The organism is Arthrobacter sp. SAFR-023 (genome assembly GCF_051965295.1).
Classification (GTDB): Bacteria; Actinomycetota; Actinomycetes; order Actinomycetales; family Micrococcaceae; genus Arthrobacter.
Map to the genome: position 1 here is coordinate 192988 of NZ_JBQCMF010000009.1, position 7600 is coordinate 200587.

The window sequence follows — 7600 nt, forward strand, 5'->3', positions numbered from 1 at the left end:
TCATTTAGGATCAGAAAGGGCCCTGTTCCCCCTGGTAAATCCAGTCGGGAACAGGGCCCTTATGCTTTTCGGCTATGCCTGGCTATGCCTGGCTGTGCCGGCGGGCCGGCAGCGGCTCCGGGCGCAGCCGGCGGTAGCCCTCGCGGGCCGGCGGCCGGTCCGTGGGCAGCTCCTGCACCATCTCCTTCAGCGCCGTGATGCCGGACTCCAGCTGCGGGTCCCGGCGGGCAGCATACGCGTGCGGCGGGAACGTCACCTCGATGTCCGGAGCCACGCCGTGGTTTTCGACGCTCCAGCCCACGCCGCCGCCGAACCACGTGGCGTAGCGGGGCTGGGTCACGCCGGTCCCGTCGGCCAGCGTGAAGCGGTTGTCGATGCCGACGACGCCGCCCCAGGTGCGGGTGCCGATCACCGGGCCGATGCCTCGCAGCTTTGAGACCTGGGTGATGATGTCGCCGTCCGAACCGGCAAATTCGTCGGCCAGGATGATGACCGGACCGCGCGGCGCGTGGTGCGGATAGGTCCGGGGCTTTTCGCCGCGGGGCATGCTCCAGCCCGTCACCTTCCGCCCGATCAGTTCGGCCACGAGCTGGGAGGTGTGCCCGCCGCGGTTGCGGCGCACATCCACGATCAGGCCATCCAGCGCAGTCTCGGTGTCCAGGTCGCGGTGGAGCTGCGCCCAGCCGTTGGCCAGCATGTCCGGGATATGCAGGTAGCCGAACTTGCCGTCCGACGCTTCGCGTACTGTGCGGCGGTTGGCATTTACCCAGTCCTGGTACCGCAGCCGTTCCTCATCCTTGATGGGGACCACCGCGATCCGGCGCTGGGCTCCGGCTGCCGGGCCGTGGCCAGCGCCGTTGCGGATGGTCAGTTCCACCGCACGTCCCGCCGCGCCCACCAGCTGCATGGCCGGGGTCAGCGACTCTGTGAGGCGCACGCCGTCGATTGCCAGCAGGACGTCCCCGGCCTTGGCGTCGGCGCCCGGCCGGGTCAGCGGCGAGGTGGCCAGCGGGTCCGACGATTCGCCGGCCAGGATGCGCTCGATTTCCCAGCCCTCGCCGTTGAACGCGAGGTCGGCACCGAGCCGGCCCTGGCCGTTGCTGCCGTTTTCGGTGGCTGCCGCCGGGCGCACGTAGGCATGGGACGTGCCGAGCTCCCCGTGCAGCTCCCACAGCAGGTCCACCAGGTCGTCATGCGATCCGAGCCGCTCCACCAGCGGACGGTAGCGGGCGTGAATGGATTCCCAGTCCTGGCCCGCCATGTCCTCGGTCCAGAAGAAGTCACGCTGCAGCCGCCATGCCTCGTCGAACGCCTGGCCCCAGACGCTCAGCGGATCCATCAGGACGCGGATGCGGGTGAGGTCCACCTTGACCAGCTGGCCGGAGTCCTCGTCGGCTTTGGCGTCGGACGGCACCACCCGGACCTGCTTGTCGTGGACCAGGACCACCTTCTTGCCGTCGCCGGACAGGCCGTAGCTGTCCAGGGAGTCCACGAGGGTGGTGCTCTTGCGCTTGGTCAGGTCAAAACGGATCAGGCTCGGGGCGGCGTTCTTGTCCTCCAGGCTCGCCCTGCCCTCCCCCGTGACGCCGGCCAGGGCGCTGTCGAGCCACAGCAGCGCTCCGTCGGCTGCGGTCAGGGCCGAGTAGTTGCCCTGCGGAACCGGGACGCTGATAACACGGTGGGCGAGGCCTTCGGCGTTCACCTTCACGGCGGCCGGGGCCGTCTCGCCTTCGGCGGCTGCGCCGGACTTGGCTGCATCTGACTTTGCTGCATCTGACTTTGCTGCACCTGACTGTGCTGCTTCGCCCTGCCCGTTGAAGCCATCCGCCAAGGCGACGCTCGGCCCGAAAGGCGAAGCAGTGTCCGCTGCGAGTGCCACGAGGTAGGGCTTGATCGGGCTGGGGAAGGAAAGGTCAAAGGAATGGCCGTCATAGACCGGATCGAAACTGCGGTTGGAAAGGAAGGCCAGGAACTTGCCGTCCGGGGAGAACGACGGCGATTCGTCGCGGAAGCGCCCGTCCGTCACCTCCACAATGGCTGCTTCCCCGGCCTTGGCCTCCGGGGCCCCGGCGCGGACCAGGCGCAGGCGGCTGCGTGACCCGAAGGACGTCACCGGTTCAGACCAGGCGAGCCAGGCGGAGTCCGGCGACCAGGCGAGGTCCTCAATGCTGCCCTCGCCGATGCTGGTTACCGCGGTCAGCGTGCCGTCCTTGGTGTCGGCGATATACAGGTCGCCGAAAGCGGTTCCGATCGCAATCCAGCGGCCGTCGGGGCTGGCTTCGATGGCGCTGGCGCGTGAAGGCCTGGGGAACCGGACCGTGAGCGGGTTTGATGCTGCCGCAACGGTGCCAGTTGCCTGGCCGGCAGTTGTTCCGCCCGCACCCCCGGCTGCTGCCTCCGCCGGGGCGAGGTCGGCCGCCGCGTCATCGGCCACCGGGTGGGTGGCGCCGGCAGCTGTAACACGGGGCCCCGCGACGCCGGCGGCGGAAACAGGGCTGGGCAGGGGAACTGCCGGTGCCGCAGCTTCCGGCTGATCGCCGGCGGGTGCGCTCTCCGGGGCAGCGCCGGTCTTGGCCGCCGCTGAGGCCTTTGCGGCCGCATGGACTGCGGCGTCGTGCGCCGGGACCTGCGGGGCGATTTCCCTGATGAACAGGGCCTCGTCGCCGTCGTGGTCCGCCACGTAGGCGATGCGGCCGTCGGGCAGCGGACGGGGCAGGCGGGCGCGCACGCCGGCGGTTGCTTCGACCACGCGGGACGGTCCGTCCTTGTGCCGGAGCCAGTGGATGGTTCCGTGGGCCTCCACAGCACTGGCTTCCCCTGCGGTGTCCGGCCGGACGTCGCCGAGGTGCTTGGAGACCTTGAGGAGCGAGGGACGGCGGCCCTGGGACGCCGATCCAAGAGTTATTTCCAGCCGGACGGCCTCGGACCCAAGGTCATGCAGGAACCAGAGCTCACCGGCCGATTCGAAGATCACGCGCTTGCCATCCGTGGAGGCGTGGCGGACGTAGAAGTCCTCGTGATCGGTGTGGCGCCGCAGGTCCCCGCCACCGGGCAGGACCGAGTACAGGTTGCCATAGCCTTCGTGGTCTGAGAGGAAGGCAATGCGTCCGTCGACCCACATGGGATCGGCCAAATTGCCGTCCAGCTCCGGCAGCAGCCGCTCAAACTCGCCGTTTCCGTCGCCGTCGATCCAGAGCTTGCCGGCGGTGCCGCCGCGGTAGCGCTTCCACCAGGCCGGTTCGCGGGACAGCACGCTGCCCACCACCACCGGCTTTTCGTCCCCGAGTTCCGGCCCGAACGCCACGGACTCGACCGGTCCCAGCGGGAGCTCCTCGGCCCAGCCGCCGTCCGTGGACAGCCGGTAAGCGTGCGTGTGGCGGCTCTCGGCCTGGCGGAACGCGCTGGTGACCACGATGTCCCCCGCGGGGGTGAAGCCTTTAACCCGAGTGGTGCTGTGCCCGAAGAAAGTCAGCTGGCGGTACCCCCCGCCGTCGACATCGGCGATGACAACCTCGGGGGCCGTCCCCTGCACGACCGTCCAGACCAGCTTCGTTCCGTCCGGCGTAAAGCGCGGATTGCGGGCCGGCAGCTGGAGCGAGGACACACGCCAGGCGCGGCCGCCGGTGAGGGGGGCAATCCAGACGTCGTCCTCGGCCACAAACGTGACCAGATCGCCGTGAACATGAGGGAACCGGAGGTAACTCGAAGAGGTCATCGTTCGATCATAGTCAACGTGACATGAGCCAGCGGGGAGGTGCCTTGCCGTGCCGGGCATGGTGAGATGGATCATGCGCATCGTCATGGCCGGCGCCTCAGGGCTCATCGGAACCGCACTCTCCTCCCGCCTCACCTCCGGCGGGCACGACGTCGTCCGGCTGGTGAGGCGGCCGCCGTCGTCCCCGTCGGAAATCCGCTGGGATCCCGCCACGGGAACCCTCGACCCGGCCTCCCTTGAGGGAGCCGACGCCGTCATCAATCTTTCCGGCGCGAACATCGGCGCCCGGCCGTGGACACCGCATCGGATCGATGAGCTGTTCCGGTCGCGCCTCGACCCCACCCGGACTCTTACCTCAGCGATGCGCCGCCTCGACTCGCCACCCCGAACCTTCATCAGCCAGTCCGGCGCAGGCTACTACGGCGACGCCGGGCACTCCCTGCTGACGGAGAACTCCCCCGCCGGGCAGGGCATCATGGCGCGCATCTGCGTTGAGTGGGAAACGGCAGCCCACGAGGCCCCGTCCGGGGTCCGGGTTGTGACCCCGCGGACCGCAGTGGTGCTGAGCAGGTCAGGAGGTGCCATGGGACGCCTGCTGCCCCTGCTGCGGGCAGGCATTGGCGGTCCGCTGGGCAACGGCCGGCAGTTCTGGCCCTGGATCACCCTCCCCGACCTCACCTCAGCGTTCGGGTTCCTCCTTACATCCGGGAATTCGGGCCCCGTGAACGTTGCGGCACCGGAAGCCGCCGACGTGAACACCCTCGTGGCCGGGCTCGCAAAGGCGCTTCACCGACCTGCGCTGCTGCGCGCGCCGGCTCCTGTGCTGCGCCTCGTCATGGGCAAACTGGCCCGCGAACTCCTGCTCGCGAGCCAGCGGATCGAGCCGACACTGCTCCGGGACAGCGGGTTCACGTGGGACCATCCGTCGGTGGCGCTGGCCGCCGGGTGGGTGGCCAGCGAAGACTAGCTGTCCGGTTCAGTTGGTGATTCAGTCCCCCGGCAGGATGTCCGCGATGCGCCAGCACCCCTCCACCGGGACAAGGACCAGCCGCAGCCTCATATCCCGCTGCCGTGCTCCGGTGGCCACAATAGTGCCTTCAGCGGTTCGCTCCTCGTAGGCCGAGGCCGACGACGTCACCGCCACCACCGCCCGCGCAGGCGTGCTTTCGGGCAGGCGGCGCGCCCCGGACACGCTCGTGGTGAACCCGGCCAGCACTGTCCCGTTTTCCTGCAGCCCTGCGCGGATCCGTCTGTCGGCAGCCTGCGCCGGGGTGTTCGGGGCGTTCACGTCATCGAGCAAGTGCAGCCTGCCCTCCCGCAGAGCCAGGGAACGCAGCTGCGCCAGGCCGAGCACCGCTTCCGCCGGATCCTTCGCCGTGAGCCGCCGCCGGACATCATCCGGCAGGGCATCTTCAGGAAGGACATCACCGGGCAGGACATCACCCAGTAGGCCGGCACCCTGCGGGGATCCGGAACCGGACGCCGGGAGGCCCGCTTCCCGCACCGACTCCTGCGCCACCGGGCCCGACTCCTGCGCCGCTCCGGGCCGCCCCAGAAGGCCGGCGCCGGCGAGCACTGCCGCAGCGAGCACGCTGCCAGCTACTGCCAGGCGGCGGCTGCCGTGCGTGGCTGTCCTGTGCCTGCCCGCCGCGTGGCTGGCAGCAGCTTGCCGGAGCGCCCCGCGCCTGACACCATTCCTGACTCCGGCATGCCTGACAGCCGCGTGCCTGACAGCATTCCCGGCTCCGGCATGCCTGACAGCCGCGTGCGGGAGCGAGAGAGCGTGGACCGTTCCCGCCGGCGCTCCACGCGGTGACAGCCGGCCCAGGGCTCTCCCCCAGCCCGTGGTCTTCAACCGCCTTCGCCAGGCGAGCAGGCGCTTCCTCAACCGTCCGCCGGATGGCGGGACAGGCCTGCGTGTCAGCAACTCGGGTAGGACCGTGCCATCCACTGAGCGGGACAGGTCCACAGGTGCCGCCGCCGCGCTGCGGTACACCGCCGTGGCAAGGTCGGCGGCCGCCGGGCGTTGCCGCCGGTCATCGCTGAGCCCCGCTTCAAGCGCCGCTGCCAGCTCGGCCGGGACGTCGGGAACAAGCAGGGATAGGGGTGGTCTGGCCGCGGATGGCGGAGGAGGCTGTCCGGTCAGGCAGTACCAGCCCAGAGCGGCGGCTGCATAGACGTCACGCTCCGGCTGCAGTCCGGCCCGGACCGCGTCCACCGGTGCCGGATCAGCAAAGCCGTAGGTGCGCCGATCCGGAACGCCCGATGAGTCCCCCACCATCCGGGCCACCCCGAGGTCTGCCAGGAGAGGCTTTCCATGGGCGGTGAAGAGTACATTGCCGGGTGCGACGTCCGAGTGCGTGAAGCCCTTTCCGTGCAGATAGCCCAAGACCTGCGCGATCGGCGTCAGGACGGTTACCGTCTCGCCCACACTCAGGGTGCCCCTCGCCGTGACCAGCTGCTGGAGCGAGCCACCGGCCGCGTAATCCATTAGCAGGCCGAAGCTGCCCTCTCCGGGTTCATCCGTCCGGCCGGGTTGATCAGTTCTGCCGGGTTCATCAACCGTGACCACGCCATAGGCCTTGACCAGGTGCTCGTGGTCAAGCAGGGACATGACCAGGAGTTCCCGGCGGACATCCTCCTCCCGCGTCAGAGCAGGCCGTGAGTCAGCAGCGCCGGATCCAGCAGCGGCGGATTCAACACCGCCGGATTCAACGGTGCCGGATTCAAGAGCGCCTGCTGCGACAGCACCGGATTCAACAGTGCCTGACGGCCGGCCGAAGCACTTCAGCGCAAGCTTCACGCCGGTGGCGTCCTGCGAAACCAGCCACACTTCAGCACTGCCGCCACGGCCCAGCCAGCGGCATACGGAGTAGCCCTGGACGGCAGGTGCCGCTCCCGCGGGGCCGCGCATGTTCCCGTTGTGGTTTTCCAGGCTGTGACTTTCCAGGCTGTGGTTTTCCAAGCTGTACTGGTCCATGGCTTAAGGAATACCGGAAAGCTGCAATTTCTGCAGAAGTTATCCACAGGCAGGCCCGGGCGCTTGGCCGTCTGCAGGAACGGCGCGGAATGTGACCGGGGAGGCATGAGAGCTTGGGCACACTCTCGGGCAGGACACCGCCTGAGGTCTAAGCTGGAACGCATGACTCTTGAGTTCACAAAGCTCGGTCTTGCCCCGGATTTCGTCGATTACAGCCACGCCTGGGACCTCCAGCGCGAAATCCATGAAAATGTCCTGGCCGGCAAGGCCCCCAGCACGGTACTCCTCCTGGAACACGCCGCCGTCTACACGGCCGGAAAGCTGACCGAGGATCACGAGCGGCCCTTCGACGGCACCCCCGTCGTTCCGGTGGACCGCGGCGGCAAGCTCACCTGGCATGGGCCGGGCCAGCTCATCGGATACCCGATTATCAAGCTGAAGAACAAGGCCGGCATCCGCGACTACGTGGAACGTCTGGAAGCCGTGATCATCACCGTGCTCGCGGACTACGGCATCACGGCAGTCCGGATCAAGGGGCGCGCCGGTGTCTGGATCGAGGAGGATGCCAAGGGTCCTGCCCGCAAGATCGCCGCGATCGGCATCCGGGTCAGCCAGGGCGTGACCATGCACGGCTTCGCCATCAACTGCAACAACGACCTCGCTCCCTACGGCCAGATCATCGCCTGCGGAATCACCGATGCCGGCGTGACCACCATCGCCCAGGAAACGGGCCGCGACATATCTCCCGCCGATCTCGTTTCGCGGATCACCGAGGAACTGCGCAACAATGAAGACGCCCTAGTTGCAACCCCCAAAGGAGCACTCCTGTGACACTGGCACCAGAAGGCCGGAAAATGCTGCGGATCGAGCAGCGCAATGCGGCCACCCCGGTGGAACGCAAACCG

At 68.6% G+C, this 7600-nt stretch carries 4 protein-coding genes; 2 read left to right on the forward strand and 2 right to left on the reverse strand.

What is annotated here, in order from left to right; all coding sequences use genetic code 11:
• Window positions 1-82 precede the first annotated feature (82 nt).
• Window positions 83-3715 (reverse strand): S41 family peptidase, encoded by a 3633-nt coding sequence (locus tag ACTHQX_RS11855; protein ID WP_440157574.1) that lies wholly within the window; start codon window positions 3713-3715, stop codon window positions 83-85.
• Window positions 3716-3788: 73 nt separating this feature from the next.
• Between ACTHQX_RS11855 and ACTHQX_RS11860 the strand changes: the two genes are divergently transcribed.
• Window positions 3789-4682 carry a TIGR01777 family oxidoreductase gene (locus ACTHQX_RS11860; protein ID WP_440157673.1) on the forward strand — a complete coding sequence of 298 codons (894 nt, stop codon included), beginning with the start codon at window positions 3789-3791 and terminating at the stop codon, window positions 4680-4682.
• 21 nt (window positions 4683-4703) lie between these two features.
• Here ACTHQX_RS11860 and ACTHQX_RS11865 read toward each other — a convergent pair whose 3' ends face one another.
• Window positions 4704-6695, reverse strand: a complete 1992-nt coding sequence (locus ACTHQX_RS11865) for a serine/threonine protein kinase (protein ID WP_440157572.1) — start codon at window positions 6693-6695, stop codon at window positions 4704-4706.
• A gap of 162 nt (window positions 6696-6857) precedes the next feature.
• Here ACTHQX_RS11865 and lipB point away from each other — a divergent pair, with 162 nt between their 5' ends.
• Window positions 6858-7526: a lipoyl(octanoyl) transferase LipB gene (gene lipB / locus ACTHQX_RS11870; RefSeq protein WP_440157570.1), complete on the forward strand. Its 669-nt coding sequence runs from the start codon at window positions 6858-6860 to the stop codon at window positions 7524-7526.
• Window positions 7527-7600 lie beyond the last annotated feature (74 nt).

Bases quoted from the DNA above. Each gene is read 5' to 3' on its own strand.
- ACTHQX_RS11860 (WP_440157673.1), top strand. From the start codon at position 3,789: ATGCGCATCGTCATGGCCGGCGCCTCAGGGCTCATCGGAACCGCACTC.
- lipB (WP_440157570.1), top strand. From the start codon at position 6,858: ATGACTCTTGAGTTCACAAAGCTCGGTCTTGCCCCGGATTTCGTCGAT.
- ACTHQX_RS11865 (WP_440157572.1), bottom strand. From the start codon at position 6,695: ATGGACCAGTACAGCTTGGAAAACCACAGCCTGGAAAGTCACAGCCTG.
- ACTHQX_RS11855 (WP_440157574.1), bottom strand. From the start codon at position 3,715: ATGACCTCTTCGAGTTACCTCCGGTTCCCTCATGTTCACGGCGATCTG.